Consider the following 14,798-nt stretch of genomic DNA (forward strand, 5'->3'; position numbering starts at 1 on the left):
TCCGGAGGAACGACGTGAGCAATCTGATCATTCGCAAGGTGGCCGTGCTCGGCGCCGGCGTGATGGGCGCGCAGATCGCAGCGCACCTGATCAACGCCAAGGTGCCTGTGCTGCTGTTCGACCTGCCCGCCAAGGAAGGCCCGAAGAACGCGATCGCGCTGAAGGCGATCGAGAACCTGAAGAAGCTGTCGCCGGCGCCGTTCGGCGTGAAGGACGACGCGCAATACATCCAGCCCGCGAACTACGACGACGACATCGAGAAGCTCGCCGAATGCGACCTCGTGATCGAAGCGATCGCCGAACGGATGGACTGGAAGCACGACCTGTACAAGAAGGTCGCGCCGCACCTCGCACCGAACGCGATCTTCGCGACCAACACGTCGGGTCTCTCGATCACCGCGTTGTCGGAAGGTTTCTCGGATGAACTGAAGGCGCGCTTCTGCGGCGTGCACTTCTTCAATCCGCCGCGCTACATGCATCTCGTCGAGCTGATCCCGACCGCGACGACGCGTCCGGAAATCCTCGACCAACTCGAATCGTTCCTGACGAGCGTGGTCGGCAAGGGCGTCGTGCGCGCGAAAGACACGCCGAACTTCATCGCCAACCGCGTCGGCATTTTCTCGATTCTCGCCGTCGTGACCGAGGCCGCGAAGTTCGGCCTGCGTTTCGACGAAGTGGACGACCTGACCGGCGCGCGCCTTGGCCGCGCCAAGTCGGCGACGTTCCGCACAGCCGACGTGGTCGGTCTCGACACGATGGCGCACGTCATCAAGACGATGCAGGACACGCTGAAGGACGACCCGTTCTTCCCGGTCTACGAGACGCCCGCTGTGCTGGCCGAACTGGTGAAGAAGGGCGCGCTCGGTCAGAAGACCGGCGGCGGCTTCTACAAGAAGGAAGGCAAGGCGATCAAGGTGCTCGACGCGAAGACCGGCGAGTACGTTGAGGGCGGCGCGAAGGCGGACGAACTGGTTGGCCGCATCCTGAAGCGCCCGGCGGCGGAGCGCCTGAAGCTCCTGCGCGAATCGCAGCATCCGCAGGCACAGTTCCTGTGGGCGATCTTCCGCGACGTGTATCACTACATCGGCGTGCATCTGGAGTCGATCGCCGACAACGCGCGCGACGTCGATCTGGCGATTCGCTGGGGCTTCGGCTGGAACGAAGGCCCGTTCGAAGGCTGGCAGACGGCCGGCTGGAAGCAGGTCGCCGAGTGGGTGCAGGAAGATATCGCGGCGGGCAAGGCGCTCTCAAACGTGCCATTGCCGTCGTGGGTGCTCGAAGGTCCGGTGGCCGAGAAGGGCGGCGTGCATACGAACGAAGGTTCGTGGTCGCCTGCGGCGAAGCAGTTCGTGCCGCGTTCGTCGCTGTCGGTCTATGACAAGCAGGTGTTCCGTGCGCCGCTGGTCGGCGAAACCGCGGCTGACCCGAAGACCTACGGCAAGACGCTGTTCGAAACCGACGCCGTGCGCGCATGGGTCGACGATCGTGCCGGCGAGAACGACGTCTTGATCGTGTCGTTCAAGAGCAAGATGAACACGATCGGACCGTCGGTGATCGACGGCCTGACCCAGGCAATCGAGCTGGCCGAAAAGGACTACAAGGGCCTGGTGGTGTGGCAGCCGACCTCGCTGAAGCTCGGCACGCCGGGCGGCCCGTTCTCCGCGGGCGCGAACCTCGAAGAAGCCATGCCGGCGTTCATGACGGGCGGCGCGAAGGGTATCGAGCCGTTCGTGAAGAAATTCCAGCAAGGCATGTTGCGCGTGAAATATGCGAACGTGCCGGTCATCTCGGCGATGTCGGGCATCGCGCTCGGCGGCGGCTGCGAACTGGCGCTGCATAGTGCGAAGCGTGTCGCACACATCGAAAGCTATATCGGCCTCGTCGAAGTGGGCGTGGGTCTGGTGCCCGCGGGCGGCGGCCTGAAGGAAGCGGCACTGCGCGCGGCGGAAGCGGCGACGCAAGTGGGCGCGACCACCGACCTGCTGAAGTTCGTGCAGAAGTCGTTCGAAAACGCTGCGATGGCGAAGGTGTCGGCCTCCGCGCTCGACGCTCGCGCCATGGGCTACCTGAAGCCGTCGGACACGATCGTGTTCAACGTGTTCGAGCTGCTCGACGTTGCGAAGAAAGAGGCGCGCGCGTTGTCGGCGGCGGGTTACCGTCCGCCGCTGCGGGTCACGCAAGTGCCGGTCGCCGGCCGCTCGGCAATCGCGACCATCAAGGCGTCGCTCGTCAACATGCGCGATGGCCGTTTCATCAGCGAGCACGATTTCCTGATCGCCAGCCGCATCGCGGAAGCGGTGTGCGGCGGCGATGTGGAAGCGGGCAGCCTCGTCGACGAAGAATGGCTGCTGCAGCTGGAGCGTCGTGCGTTCGTCGATCTGCTCGGCACGCAAAAGACGCAGGAACGGATCATGGGCATGCTGCAAACCGGCAAGCCGGTGCGCAACTAAGCGACGCGAGCCCGCAAAAACGTGCATGGGACCAGAGTAAGCGCTAAAGCGCTAACTCTGGTCGACCGCGATAAGACTGCATGGGGCAGCAGTAACCGCTAAAGCGCTAACTGCTGCCGACAAAGGAGCTTTAAATGACAAAGCAATTGCAAGACGCATACATCGTCGCCGCGAGCCGTACGCCGATCGGCAAGGCGCCGCGCGGGATGTTCAAGAACACGCGCCCGGACGAACTGCTGGTGCACGCAATCAAGTCGGCAGTGGCGCAAGTGCCCGGCCTCGACACCAAGGTGATTGAAGACGCGATCATCGGCTGCGCGATCCCGGAAGCGGAACAAGGGCTGAACGTCGCGCGCATGGGCGCGCTGCTGGCCGGCCTGCCGAACACGGTCGGCGGCGTCACGGTGAACCGCTTCTGCGCGTCGGGCCTGACCGCGCTGGCCATGGCCGCTGACCGCATCCGCGTCGGCGAATCGGACGCGATGATCGCGGGCGGCTGCGAATCGATGAGCATGGTGCCGATGATGGGCAACAAGCCGTCCATGTCGCCGCACATCTTCGATCGCAGCGAAGACTTCGGCATCGCCTACGGCATGGGCCTGACGGCGGAGAAGGTCGCCGAGCGCTGGAAGATCAGCCGTGAAGCGCAAGACGAGTTCTCGGTCGAGTCGCACCGCCGCGCGATCGCCGCGCAGCAAGCCGGCGAGTTCAACGACGAAATTGCTGCCTACACGATCACCGAACGCTTCCCCGATCTCGCCACCGGCGAGGTCCGCGTGAAGACCCGCGAAGTGTCGCTCGACGAAGGCCCGCGCGCGGAAACGTCGCTGGAAGGCCTCGCGAAGCTGCGCGCGGTGTTCGCCAACAAGGGTTCGGTGACGGCCGGCAACAGCTCGCAAACGTCGGACGGCGCGGGCGCGCTGATCGTCGTGTCGGAAAAGATGCTCAAGCAGTTCAACCTGACGCCGCTCGCGCGTTTCGTCAGCTTCGCCGTGCGCGGCGTGCCGCCGGAAATCATGGGCATTGGTCCGAAGGAAGCGATTCCGGCCGCGCTGAAGGCCGCGGGTCTGAAGCAGGACGACCTCGACTGGATCGAGCTGAACGAAGCGTTCGCCGCGCAATCGCTGGCGGTGATCCAGGACCTCGGCCTCGACCCGTCGAAGATCAATCCGCTGGGCGGCGCGATCGCTCTCGGCCACCCGCTGGGCGCCACGGGTGCGATCCGCGCCTCCACCGTGGTGCACGGTTTGCGCCGCCGTAACTACAAGTACGGCATGGTGACGATGTGCGTCGGCACGGGCATGGGCGCTGCGGGCATTATCGAGCGCCTGTGATCGCGTTCAGCCCGGGATTTGCCCCGGTCCTCGCGGTGACCCCCGCGGCGATCCCGTAAAGACCGCAGAACGGTTCGCAGGCTGTGAGGCTTGCGAACCGTTTTTCATTCTCAGCAGGCATGGAAGGAGATGAAGGACATGACGACGGATATTCTCGTCGAGCGCGCCGACGGCGTGCTGACGATTGCTCTTAACCGGCCCGAACGGAAGAACGCGATTACGGCCGCGATGTACCAGACGATGGCCGACGCGCTCGTCGAAGCACAAGGCGACGCCGCGGTGCGCGCCATCCTGATTCGCGGCAGCGTGGGCATTTTCAGCGCCGGCAACGATCTCGAAGACTTCATGAAGACGCCGCCGTCGGGCGAACACGCGCCGGTGTTCCAGTTCCTGCGCGCGCTCAGTTCGGCGGAAAAGCCGGTGGTGGCGTCGGTGGCGGGCCCGGCGGTGGGCATCGGCACGACGCTGCTGTTGCATTGCGATCTGGTCTACGCGGCCGATACGGCGAGCTTCTCGCTGCCGTTCACGCAACTCGGGCTGTGCCCGGAGGCGGCCTCGAGCCTGCTGCTGCAGCGTGTGGGCGGCTATCAGGCGGCGGCGGAAAAGCTGCTGCTCGGCGAAGCATTCGACGCGGCGGAAGCGCAAAGCATGGGCTTCGTCAATCGCCTGCTGCCCGCCGCGGAAGTCGACGCGTTCGCGGCATCGCAGGTTGCGAAGCTGGCCGCGCTGCCCGCCTCGTCGTTGCGCGTCACGAAGAGTCTGATGAAGCGCGCGAGCCAGCACGAACTGCAAACACAGATGTCGGAAGAAGCCGTGCATTTCGGCAAGATGTTGATCGCGCCGGAAGCACGCGAGGCGTTCAAGGCGTTCTTCGAAAAGCGCAAGCCGGACTTCCGCCAATTCGACTGAACGCCGCACCAGCGGCGTCGCTAGCGGCGCCCTAACCGCTCAAGGCTGCGCCGGCTGCAACGTATCGTAGTCGACGTAGCTGGTCTCGCGGCAGAAGCTGACCAGACGCACGCCCGCTTTGCGGGCAATCGCGATGGCGAGCGACGACGGTGCCGAAATCGTCGCGACCATCGGCACGTCGACGCGCGCGGCCTTGCGTACCAGCTCATAGCTTGCGCGGCTCGACAGAAACACAAAACCGTCCCGGGTATCCGCGCGATCGAGCACGAGCTGGCCGATCAGCTTGTCGAGCGCATTGTGACGGCCCACGTCCTCGAACGCGTAGCGGATCGCGCCTGCCGCATCGCACCATGCCGCGGCGTGCAGGCCGCCGGTCAGGCGGGTAAGCGCCTGGTGATCCGGCAATTCGCGGGCGGCGCGCGCGATCGCATCCGGCGCGAGCCGTTGCAGGAAGCCAGTGTCTTGCACGCGCTCCGGTTTCAGATCCAGCAGATCGATGCTTTCGATCCCGCAGACGCCGCAGCCGGTCCGCCCGGCGAGCGCGCGGCGCTTTTCCTTGAGTGCGACGAACGCCTGCTGCACCACCTGCAAGTGCACCTCGGCATGCGGCAATTCGTCGTCGTCATGCAGCTCGACCTCGATGTCCTGAATATCGCTGCCGCGCTCCACGATCCCTTCCGATATGGCGAATCCCACCGCAAACGCTTCCAGATCGCGCGGCGTGCACATCATCACGGCGTGCGAAATGCCGTTGAAGACGAGCGCGACCGGCCACTCCTGACCGACATGGTCCGTCACGGTTTCGACCGCCGCGCCGCGATGCCGGCGCACCGGGCGTTCGACAGCGCCGGGCTGGCCGGCTGTTTCCTGATCGTTCAAGCGAAGTCACTCCTTTGTCATGCTGCGCGCGCCGGTCGGTTGGAACGCGTTGCGGTCAGCCCATGCCGACGCCGCAAGAATAAGGTTCTAAAATACCCCAAGCTGGGCTTGCGTGTTGCCGGCGATCCAGGAGGGACACTGTCATGGGACTCAACGAAGCACCGCTTCTGTTCAACTTCGAGGTCCAGTCTTCGGAGAATTTCACCTACATTCCGATGTCGGTGCGCTTCAATCTCGACCGTTTCGGGCTGCGCATCACGCTCGCCCAGTGGCAAATGCTGCCGCTCGAAGACCGCAAGTTGCTGGCGCGCTTTCCGGTCGAGGAGGACGTGGAGATCGAACCGAACTTCGATCACGCCCTGTTCGAAATGCTGCGCACCCACGCGAACATCGAGCCGGAGTGGTTCACGCCCGAGGACGCGCCGGCCTGGCGCCGCACGGATAGCGTGCCGGACGGCGTCTCGAAGCAGGCGCAACTGGCCGGCCTCGTCGCGCCGGGTGTCGCGCAGTGGGCGGAACTCGCACCGTTCAAGCGCTACGTGCTCGCCAAACTGTCCCGCAAGCAGGAGATCAACCACGACTTCGTCCCGGCCATGAAGGAGTTTGGCGCGGCCGGCTAGGTGCGACCGGCTAAGGCGCGACCGGCTAAGGCGCGACCGGCTAAGGCGCGACCGGCTAAGGCGCAGCCGGCCAGCTTTATTTCATTCGCGCCCTCAATTTGTTCCGAACGCTGCCGTTATCCATGGGTTGGCGCGTAAAGTGACCCGTCTCGATGCGGCCCGACGCACCGAAATCGACCGCGCGCTCCCGCCCGCAGAACGACTGACGTTCGGAACCCATGACTCCTCTTTTATCGAAGCGGCTGCTGATCAACCTCGCGGTTGTCGCAGCGGCGGTCGGCGCGAACGCGTTCGTCGCCTACACGCAGATTTGCGGTCAACGCGACGCCGACGCGCGCATGCTGCGGTCGGCGAGCGTGCGCCAGAACCTCGACGCCTACCACGCGGCGCTCGGCGGCGGCCTTGCCGCGCTTGGCCGCTTCGAGGCGTCGGGCGAGTCCGCGCCGGCCAGCGCCGCCACCGCCATGAGCACAAGGCTGGTGGACCTCGAGCGCGATCTGCGTGCCGAGCTTGCCGGCGAACCCGCCATGCTCGACGCGCTCGCCAGGGTGGCCGTCGACAGTCATGCGCTGCAACATGATATCGACGACGCGCTGGCGAGGAGCGCCCAGGCCGAGCCAAACGCCTCGCGGGCGTGGGCGGCCTCGGCCTATACCCATCTTGGGCTCGGCCTGAATCGTGTCGAAGCCGCGCTGGCCGCGCTGCGTGGCGAGGAGAACCGGGCCTTGCAGGTTTCGCTCGCGGCGTCCGCCAGCGAAACCCAGCGGGCAATGTTCCTGCTGATCGTGACCATGCTGGCCGGCAGCGTGCTGCTGATCTTCACGTTCGGCGCGCGCGAAAACAGCGCACGCGAGAAGCTGCGCGTGGTGCGCGCGCTTGGCCGCAACGACGAGCGCTTTCGCGGCCTGTTCGACGATCATCCGGTGCCGATGTATATCTTCGAACATGAGACGCTGCGCTTTCTCGCCGTCAACGCCGCCGCGATCAAGCAATACGGTTACACGGAGAGCGAATTTCTCGGCATGACGATCCGGGCGATCCGGCCGGGCAGCGAAGTCGCGCGTCTCGAATCGCATCTTCAGCGCAGCAGCGACGGGGCTTCGCGCGGCCGCATCATGGCAGGCATCTGGCATCACCGGCGCAAGGACGGTTCGACGATCAGCGCCGACATCTCGTACCACGCACTGAACTTCATGGGCCGCCCGGCGTTCTTCGTGCTGGCCGACGACGTCACCGACCAGATCAACGCCGAAGCCGAAGCACAGCGCTCGAACCAGATGCTCGAAGCGGTGATCGACAACATTCCGCAGCGCATTTTCTGGAAGGACATGGAGTCGCGCTATCTCGGCTGCAACATGGCGTTCGCGCGCGATGCGGGGCTCGCGTATCCGGAGCAGGTGGTCGGCAAGAGCGATACCGACATGCCGTGGCGCGATTTTGCGAACCTGCTGAACGACCATGACCAAGAGGTGGTGAGCACCGGCGTGCCGAAGATGAACTTCGAAGTCGATCTGGTGATCGACGGCGTGCATCGCACCACCGTCACGAGCAAGCTGCCGTTTACCGATGGCGACGGCCGAGTGATCGGCGTGCTCGGCTCTTACACGGATATCACCGAGCGCAAGCGTGCCGACCTGGCCTTGCGTCTGCAAAGCCGCGCGCTCGATGCGAGCGTCAACGCGATTCTGATCACCGCGCCGTCGCCGTCCGGCAATCTGATCGAATACGTGAACCCCGCGTTCACACGCATTACCGGCTACGATGCGGCCGAAGTGATCGGCCATGATTGCCGCGTGCTGCAGCGCGACGACCGCGATCAGGAAGGCGTCGCGCTGATCCGTCAGGCGCTGACGGCCAACCGCGAAGCCAGCGCGGTGGTGCGCAACTACCGCAAGGACGGCGCGCTGTTCTGGAATCAGCTCTTCATCGCGCCGGTGCCGAATACCGAAGGTGTGACCACGCATCATATCGGCGTGATCAACGACGTGACCGATCTGATCCGCTATCAGGAACAGCTTGAATACCAGGCCAACTACGACAGCCTGACGCGCCTGCCCAACCGCAATCTGCTGCGCGACCGTCTGCAGCATGCGCTGATCGTCGCGCAGCGGCATCACAAGGGCGTCGCGGTGGTGTTCATTGATCTGGACGGCTTCAAGAACGTCAACGACAGCCTCGGCCACAGTGTCGGCGACCGGCTGCTGAGCGTGGTCGCCGAGCGCCTCGCGCGCTGCACGCGCACGAGCGACACAGTGGCGCGCCACGGCGGCGACGAGTTCGTGATCGTGATGACCGATACGGTCGACGAGCAGTCGCTGATCGCGTGGATGGAGCGCGTGCGCGCTTCGATTTCCGAGCCCGTGTGGCTCGACGGCAACGAGTTGTATGTGGGTTGCAGCATGGGCGCGAGCCTCTTTCCGCAAGACGGCGAGGACGCTGAAACGCTGATGAAAAAGGCCGACCTCGCGATGTACCGCGCGAAGGACATGGGCCGCAACACATTCCAGTTCTATCAGCCGGAGATGAACGCGAGCGCGGGCGCGCGCCTGAATCTCGAACGGCGTTTGCGCCGTGCCTTGCGCGACAACGAGTTCCTGTTGCATTACCAGCCGCAGGTCGACATCGGGACTGGGCAGATCGTCGGCACCGAGGCGCTGGTGCGCTGGCGCGATCCGGAGGTGGGTCTGATTGCGCCGTCGTCGTTCATTCCGGTCGCGGAAGAAAGCGGGCTGATCGGGCCGCTTTCCGAGTGGGTGCTGCGCGAGGCGTGCCGCCAGAACAAGGCCTGGCAGGATGAAGGCTTGCCGCCGGCGCGGGTGTCGGTGAATCTCTCGGCGCGGGTGTTCCAGCAGCGCGACATTGCCAAGCTGGTGATGCAGGTGCTGGCCGAGACCGGCCTCGAGCCGCAATATCTGGAGCTCGAGCTGACCGAAAGCACCATCATGCGCAACGCGGAAGAAGCGGTGTCGATGCTCAACGAACTGCACGCGCTCGGCATCGGCCTTGCCATCGACGACTTCGGCACCGGCTATTCGAGCCTCAGCTATCTGAAACGCTTCCCGGTGGACCGTCTGAAGATCGACCGCTCGTTTGTCTCCGACATCGGCGTGTCCGGCGACGACGAGACGATTACCTCGGCGATCATCGCGCTTGCGCATTCGCTGAAGTTGCAGGTAATCGCCGAAGGCGTGGAGACGTCCGCGCAACTCGACTTTCTGAAGGAGCGCGCGTGCGACGAGATGCAGGGTTTCTATTTCGCGAAGCCGCTCTCGACCGACGCGATCTCCGAGTTGATGCAGGGCGGCGTGGGGCGGGAACTGGCGACGGTCTGAGCGGCCGCCGCCGGCACGTTTACTCCGCGGGTGTGCTCAGGAACACCGGCAGTTGTTCCGCCAGTTCGGAAAACGCCTGCAGGCGCGGATGCGCCGCCTTGCTGACAACCTCCGGCAACATCATCTGCGTGAAATGCCAGGCGATCGCCACGGTGACGTGCGAAGCGTCGAACTGATCGGCCTCTTTCGGCAACGCGGCCGTCGCGAGGTCGCGTTCGAGTTCGGCATAAGCCGCCAGCAACTGGGTGGTGACCCGGTCCACCCACGGTTCGTGCTGCTTCTCCGCTGGCCGCAAATTGCGTTCGTAGACGATCTGCACGGATTTCTCGCACGCGGCGAGCGCGAGGCCGTTGAGGTGCGCGGTGCGCAGCGCGTCGTCGGGACGCGTCGGGAAAAGCCGTTGATCGGGCCCGGCGAGCGTGGCGAGGTACTGCAGAATCACCGAGGAGTCCATGACCCGTTGGCCATTGTCGGCGATCAACGTCGGCGCCTTGACGACCGGGTTGATCTTCGCGAACTGGTCATAGGTGCTGAACACCGAGATCGACTCGTGCTCGAAGTCGAACTTCAGCAATTTGAGGCAGATAGCGACTCGTCGCACGTAGGGCGAATCCAGCATTCCGATCAGTTTCATCTGTTTCCCGTTAGAACATGGATCATGGCGCGCCCGAGTCCGCCTGGGCGCCTCGTCATCTGCTTACCGCAAGCCGCTCAGTCCAGCACGGGCAGCGCGCGCGGGCGCCGGTCGCTGTCGGTGGCGACGTAGGTCAAGGTGGCCTCGGTGACCTTCACGAGATCTTCGGTCAGGCTCATGCGCTGCGCGTAGACCTCGACTGAAACGGTGACCGACGTATTGCCCGTCTTGACGATATCCGCATAGAAGCTCAGCAGATCGCCGACGAACACCGGCTGCTTGAACACGAACGAGTTGACCGCGATGGTCGCCACCCGCCCGTTGGCGCGGCGGCTCGCCGGAATCGAGCCGGCAATGTCCACCTGCGCCATGATCCAGCCGCCGAACACGTCGCCGTGGACATTCGCGTCCGATGGCTGCGGCACGACCCTCAGCGCACAGTGCTTTTGCGGAAGTTGAAGAATATTGGTCATTGGAGGCACTCTTGACAGACGTAGGGGCTCGACCGGCAGGCGGGGTGTTTCGCGACTACGCGCTGCTCGCGGCGCGGCAAGCCATAAAAAGTCACGAATGGTCACGAACAGCGGCGCCAGCCGGCTTCTGCGACAATAGAACGATCAGGAATTGTACGGGAAAGCGCCCAGCCGGGTCGCGCGATAACACATGGTGTGCCGGGCCGGCATGCCACGCTCGCCGCGCCGCTGCGAACTCCGTCGCTTCCATTTTCTCCCTAGCCGACCCCATGCGCCGCACGCCCGCCTCCGAACCCTCGCCGATTTCCACCCTGCCGCGCAACGACTGGCAGACGATCCTGTCGCTGTTGCCCTACCTTGCCACGTACAAATGGCGCGTTGCCTTCGCGTTGAGCTGCCTGATCGGCGCGAAGGTCGCCAATCTCGGCGTACCGATCGTGATGAAGCGGATCGTCGACAGTCTCGCCTCGGTGCAGCATCTCACCGCGCTCGGCCGTGCCCACGACTCGCCGGCTATCGTGCTGCTGGGCGGCATCGGTTTGCTGGTGGTCGCGTATGCGGTGGTGCGGCTCTCCACCTCGCTCTTTACCGAGCTACGCGAAATCCTGTTTTCGAAGGTGACCGAAAGCGCGGTGCGGCAACTGGCGCTGAAGGTGTTCCGCCATCTGCATGGGCTGTCGCTGCGTTTTCACCTCGACCGGCAGACAGGCGGCATGTCGCGCGATATCGAACGCGGCACGCGCGGCATCACGCAACTGATCTCCTACTCGCTCTACAGCATCTTGCCGACGCTGGTCGAAGTCGGACTCGTGCTCGGTTTTTTCGTCGTCAAATATGAGGCGTACTACGCGGTCGTCACGTTTATCGCGCTCGCCGTGTACATCGTCTTCACGGTGAAGGTGACGGAGTGGCGCACGCATTTTCGCCGCACCATGAACGATCTCGATTCGAAGGCGAATTCGCGCGCGATCGATTCGTTGCTCAACTACGAGACCGTCAAATATTTCGGCAACGAAGAATGGGAAGCGCGCCGCTACGACGAAAACCTCAAGCGCTATCGCACGGCGGCGATCAAATCGCAGCGCTCGCTGTCGGCGCTGAACTTCGGCCAGCAGGCGATCATCGGCACGGGGCTCGTGTTCATCCTGTGGCGGGCGACCCAGGGCGTAATGGCGGGGCGCCTGACGCTCGGTGACCTGGTGCTGATCAACACCTTCATGCTGCAGCTTTACATTCCGCTGAATTTTCTCGGCGTGGTGTATCGGGAGTTGAAGCAAAGCCTCACCGACATGGACCGCATGTTCACGCTGCTCGGCGCCGCGCAGGAAGTGCCCGATCTGCCGAATGCACCGGCGTTGCAGGTGAAGGGCGCGCAGGTGCGCTTCGAGCAGGTGAACTTCGCGTATGAGCCGGCGCGCCAGATTCTGCACGACGTGAGCTTCACGATTCCGGCGGGCACCACGACGGCGGTGGTCGGCCACAGTGGCTCGGGCAAGTCGACGCTCGCCCGGCTGATGTTCCGCTTCTACGATCTCGATCGCGCCACGGGCGGCGCGATTACCGTCGACGGGCAGGATATTCGCGACGTCACACAGGATTCGCTGCGGGCGTCGATTGGCATCGTGCCGCAGGACACGGTGCTGTTCAACGATTCGATCTACTACAACATCGCCTACGGCCAGCCCTCGGCGACACGCGACGAAGTGATCGCGGCGGCGCGCGCGGCGCATATTCACGATTTCATCGAAGGGCTGCCCAAGGGCTATGAGACGCCGGTGGGCGAGCGTGGTCTGAAATTGTCCGGCGGCGAAAAGCAACGCGTGGCGATTGCGCGGACCATACTCAAGAACCCGCCGATCCTGTTGTTCGACGAAGCCACCTCTGCGCTCGATTCGCGTTCGGAGCGTGCCATCCAGCATGAGCTCGATCAGATTGCCCGCGAGCGCACCACGCTGATCATCGCGCACCGCCTTTCCACGGTGGTGCACGCGCAGCAGATCATCGTGATGGACAAGGGGCGCATTGTCGAGCGCGGCACGCATGCGGAACTGCTGCAAGCGAACGGACTGTTTGCGCAGATGTGGGCGTTGCAGCAGCGCGCGGCCGAAGCGCCGGAGTCGCCGGAAGCGGTCGGCGCGGGCGAGGGTGGCAAATGAGAGGCAATTGAGAGGCAACTGAGCGAGTGGCGGGCGGCTTTGCCAAAGGGCGCCGCCCAAATGCATCTTGCCCGCTCTCAGCCTTCCCTCAAGTGCCGATCTAGCGCGCTCAACTGTGCAGGCGTGCCGACGTTTTCCCACCAGCCCTCGTACAATTCGCCGCTGGCGAGACCGCGTGTGATCGTGTCGCGGTAGTAAGGCGTGAGCGCGCGCCGCGTGCCGCGCGGCAGATCGCGGAACATGCGGGTGTCGTAGAGGCCGATGTTGCCGAAGGTGAAGCGCGGCTCGCCGTCGAGCGACAGCGCGTTGTCCACCAGGCCGAAGTCGCCGGCCGGATGAAACGCCGGGTTCGGCACCATCACCAGATGCATGCCCGGCTCGGGCAAGGCCGCGAGTTTCTCAGCGCGAGCATTCAAGGCGGCGTAATCGAACTCGGCATAGACATCGCCGCTGACCGCGACGAACACCTCGCTCGCGCCGTTGTCTTCCAGCAGCGGCAACGCCTGCACGATGCCGCCGGCCGTTTCCAATGCTTCGTTTTCAGCCGAGTAGCGCAACTCGACCTGCCAGCTCGAACCGTCGCCGAGCGTGGCTTCGATCTGCTCGCCGAGCCAGGCGTGGTTGATCACGATGGTCCGGAAGCCCGCCTGCGCGAGCCGCTCGATCTGCCAGACGATGAGCGGCTTGCCGCCCACTTCGAGCAAAGGCTTGGGGCACGTGTCGGTCAGCGGACGCATGCGCTCGCCGCGGCCCGCGGCGAAAATCATCGCTTTCTTCAGGGGCATCGTCATGGGTCAGAAGGTGTAGCCGACTTCGTTCGCGCGGCCTTCGAGATCGTCGAGCAGTTTCGCGAACGGACGCAGCGGCGCGTAGCGTTCGGCGACCTTGCGCGCATAGCCGGTGAAGCGCGGCAGATCCTTCATGTAATGCGGCTTGTTATCGCGGTAGTTGATCCGGCAGAACAGCCCCAGCACCTTGATGTGCCGTTGCAGGCCCATCCACTCGATCTGGCGGTAGAACTCGCCGAAATCGGGATCGACCGGCAGGCCGGCTTTTTTCGCCCGTTCCCAGTAGTACACGAAGCAATCCAGTTCGAATTCCTCGTCCCAGCTCAGGAACGCGTCGCGCAGCAGCGAGGCGACGTCGTAGGTGATCGGGCCGTAGACGGCGTCCTGGAAGTCCAGCACACCAGGATTGACCGGATTCGGCTCGCCGGAGAGCATCAGATTGCGCGGCATGAAATCACGCAGCATGAATACCTGCGGCTGAGCGCGGGCGCTGGCGATCAGCAGCGCGAAGGTGCGGTCCAGCACGCCACGGGTGGTTTCGTCGACCTCGCGGCCCAGATGCCGACCCAGATACCACTCCGGCATCAACTCCATCTCGCGGCGCAGGAAGGCCTCGTCGAACGGCGGCAGCACGTCCTCGCGCGACGTGGCCTGCCAGCGGATCAGCGCGTCGAGCGCGTCGCGCATCAGCGTGCGGGCGCGGCGCGGGCCGTCCTCGCTCTGGCCTTGCGCTTCGGTCAGCGCGCCGAGGTAGGAGGCGGTGCCCAGATCGGTGACGAGCATCAGCCCGGCGTCGAAATCGACCTCCAGCACGCGCGGCACATGCACGCCGGCGGCGTCGAGCAACTGGGCGACCTGCACAAATTCGCGGCACTTTTCGGGCGGCGGGGCGTCGACGGCGATCAGCGTGCCGGTGCTTTCGCCTTCCCCCGCCTTACCGGCGAGCCGGAAATAGCGCCGGAAACTGGCGTCGGACGAGGCCGGAACAAGGGTGTCGAGCTCGAGCGCATGGCGCGCCGCATGGCCTTTCAGCCAGGTTTTGAGCAGTTCGAGACGGGTATCGGTAGAGTCTTGGGAAGAGGGCAGGGTCATGAAAACCGGCAGCAAATTCTTGGGGGCAACGTCTTGCCATATAATACCCCACGACTTTTTTGACGCGACTCACGCCAGCTTTTGCGTATTCCGCTTTACCGCCCGCCTCATCGTTCGGCAGATTGTCAATA

11 protein-coding genes are annotated in these 14,798 nt (G+C 64.4%); 6 read left to right on the top strand and 5 right to left on the bottom strand.

The window, feature by feature from the left end; translation table 11 throughout:
• The first annotated feature begins 14 nt into the window (after positions 1–14).
• The 3 genes from A6V37_RS07655 (at position 15) to A6V37_RS07665 (ending at position 4,693) form a co-directional block, all read left to right on the top strand.
• A complete protein-coding gene (locus A6V37_RS07655) occupies positions 15–2,450 on the top strand; it encodes a 3-hydroxyacyl-CoA dehydrogenase/enoyl-CoA hydratase family protein (protein ID WP_064265566.1) in 2,436 nt (811 codons plus the stop codon).
• A gap of 134 nt (positions 2,451–2,584) precedes the next feature.
• Entirely contained in the window at positions 2,585–3,784 is a 1,200-nt protein-coding gene (locus A6V37_RS07660; RefSeq protein ID WP_064265567.1) for an acetyl-CoA C-acyltransferase, read from the top strand.
• 138 nt (positions 3,785–3,922) lie between these two features.
• Positions 3,923–4,693, top strand: coding sequence for an enoyl-CoA hydratase (locus A6V37_RS07665; RefSeq protein ID WP_064265655.1), 771 nt, complete (start codon positions 3,923–3,925; stop codon positions 4,691–4,693).
• 39 nt (positions 4,694–4,732) lie between these two features.
• Here the strand turns inward: A6V37_RS07665 and fdhD are convergent, their stop codons facing one another.
• A complete protein-coding gene (gene fdhD, locus A6V37_RS07670; protein ID WP_064265568.1) occupies positions 4,733–5,572 on the bottom strand; it encodes a formate dehydrogenase accessory sulfurtransferase FdhD in 840 nt (279 codons plus the stop codon).
• Between the two features lie 143 nt (positions 5,573–5,715).
• Between fdhD and A6V37_RS07675 the strand changes: the two genes are divergently transcribed.
• Both A6V37_RS07675 and A6V37_RS07680 read left to right on the top strand, forming a co-directional pair.
• On the top strand, positions 5,716–6,192 hold the full coding sequence (locus A6V37_RS07675) for a nitrate reductase associated protein (RefSeq protein WP_064265569.1): 477 nt from the start codon (positions 5,716–5,718) through the stop codon (positions 6,190–6,192).
• 218 nt (positions 6,193–6,410) lie between these two features.
• Positions 6,411–9,524 carry a sensor domain-containing protein gene (locus A6V37_RS07680; RefSeq protein WP_064265570.1) on the top strand — a complete coding sequence of 1,038 codons (3,114 nt, stop codon included), beginning with the start codon at positions 6,411–6,413 and terminating at the stop codon, positions 9,522–9,524.
• A gap of 19 nt (positions 9,525–9,543) precedes the next feature.
• On the opposite strand, the gene A6V37_RS07685 is transcribed toward A6V37_RS07680, so the two are convergent.
• The gene (locus tag A6V37_RS07685) at positions 9,544–10,158 is read right to left on the bottom strand and encodes a glutathione S-transferase (protein ID WP_064265571.1); all 615 of its coding nucleotides are present in this window, start codon (positions 10,156–10,158) and stop codon (positions 9,544–9,546) included.
• Positions 10,159–10,235: 77 nt separating this feature from the next.
• Positions 10,236–10,631, bottom strand: a complete 396-nt coding sequence (locus tag A6V37_RS07690) for an acyl-CoA thioesterase (protein ID WP_064265572.1) — start codon at positions 10,629–10,631, stop codon at positions 10,236–10,238.
• A 269-nt stretch (positions 10,632–10,900) separates the two neighbouring features.
• On the opposite strand from A6V37_RS07690, the gene A6V37_RS07695 reads away from it, so the two are divergent.
• The gene (locus tag A6V37_RS07695; protein WP_064265573.1) at positions 10,901–12,787 is read left to right on the top strand and encodes an ABCB family ABC transporter ATP-binding protein/permease; all 1,887 of its coding nucleotides are present in this window, start codon (positions 10,901–10,903) and stop codon (positions 12,785–12,787) included.
• A gap of 77 nt (positions 12,788–12,864) precedes the next feature.
• On the opposite strand, the gene murU is transcribed toward A6V37_RS07695, so the two are convergent.
• Entirely contained in the window at positions 12,865–13,578 is a 714-nt protein-coding gene (gene murU, locus A6V37_RS07700; RefSeq protein WP_064265574.1) for an N-acetylmuramate alpha-1-phosphate uridylyltransferase MurU, read from the bottom strand.
• Between the two features lie 3 nt (positions 13,579–13,581).
• Positions 13,582–14,667: an aminoglycoside phosphotransferase family protein gene (locus A6V37_RS07705; protein ID WP_064265575.1), complete on the bottom strand. Its 1,086-nt coding sequence runs from the start codon at positions 14,665–14,667 to the stop codon at positions 13,582–13,584.
• Positions 14,668–14,798: the final 131 nt, after the last annotated feature.

Origin of the sequence: Paraburkholderia ginsengiterrae (assembly GCF_001645125.1) — a bacterium.
In the GTDB taxonomy this organism is placed as follows: Bacteria; Pseudomonadota; Gammaproteobacteria; order Burkholderiales; family Burkholderiaceae; genus Paraburkholderia; species Paraburkholderia ginsengiterrae.

What these genes read in the sequence shown, in the direction of transcription:
- A6V37_RS07660 (WP_064265567.1), top strand. Translation starts at nt 2,585, where the DNA reads ATGACAAAGCAATTGCAAGACGCATACATCGTCGCCGCGAGCCGTACG.
- A6V37_RS07665 (WP_064265655.1), top strand. Translation starts at nt 3,923, where the DNA reads ATGACGACGGATATTCTCGTCGAGCGCGCCGACGGCGTGCTGACGATT.
- A6V37_RS07675 (WP_064265569.1), top strand. Translation starts at nt 5,716, where the DNA reads ATGGGACTCAACGAAGCACCGCTTCTGTTCAACTTCGAGGTCCAGTCT.
- A6V37_RS07680 (WP_064265570.1), top strand. Translation starts at nt 6,411, where the DNA reads ATGACTCCTCTTTTATCGAAGCGGCTGCTGATCAACCTCGCGGTTGTC.
- A6V37_RS07685 (WP_064265571.1), bottom strand. Translation starts at nt 10,158, where the DNA reads ATGAAACTGATCGGAATGCTGGATTCGCCCTACGTGCGACGAGTCGCT.
- A6V37_RS07690 (WP_064265572.1), bottom strand. Translation starts at nt 10,631, where the DNA reads ATGACCAATATTCTTCAACTTCCGCAAAAGCACTGTGCGCTGAGGGTC.
- A6V37_RS07695 (WP_064265573.1), top strand. Translation starts at nt 10,901, where the DNA reads ATGCGCCGCACGCCCGCCTCCGAACCCTCGCCGATTTCCACCCTGCCG.
- murU (WP_064265574.1), bottom strand. Translation starts at nt 13,578, where the DNA reads ATGACGATGCCCCTGAAGAAAGCGATGATTTTCGCCGCGGGCCGCGGC.
- A6V37_RS07705 (WP_064265575.1), bottom strand. Translation starts at nt 14,667, where the DNA reads ATGACCCTGCCCTCTTCCCAAGACTCTACCGATACCCGTCTCGAACTG.